This is a genomic window from Xenorhabdus littoralis, from assembly GCF_033949345.1.
Classification (GTDB): Bacteria; Pseudomonadota; Gammaproteobacteria; order Enterobacterales; family Enterobacteriaceae; genus Xenorhabdus; species Xenorhabdus littoralis.
In genome coordinates this window covers 1-306 of the sequence record NZ_VCDP01000307.1, presented here as the reverse complement: position 1 = coordinate 306, position 306 = coordinate 1, and the positions used below count along the sequence as shown (strand labels likewise).

The window sequence follows — 306 nt, the reverse complement described above, 5'->3', positions numbered from 1 at the left end:
GTAACACGGGGGTTCCCGGCTGTTTCGATATCTACACTATCCCTTGCCTAGACTGGGTTCAAGTCACTTTTAAATCTGTACAGAATTCACAAGAAAATGCGCGGAAAATTATTAGTAAAATTTCCAGTTTTTTCGGTATTGATGATTTCTTGTTTGAACATTTTGATGAAGGTCTACATGGGTATAGAAAATCGTATAAATTTTTAGGTCAAAATACTTTTCAGTTATTATTTGATGCACCTTCTAATATGGGTATTCATTTAATACTTACTGGATCTATGTTGAAATTGCTTCGTTCTGATTATG

1 protein-coding gene is annotated in these 306 nt (G+C 33.7%); it reads left to right on the top strand.

Going from position 1 to position 306, the window contains the following annotated elements; translation table 11 throughout:
- Positions 1-306: hypothetical protein (locus tag FE394_RS19690; protein ID WP_319927990.1), on the top strand; the 306-nt coding region annotated here is incomplete at both ends.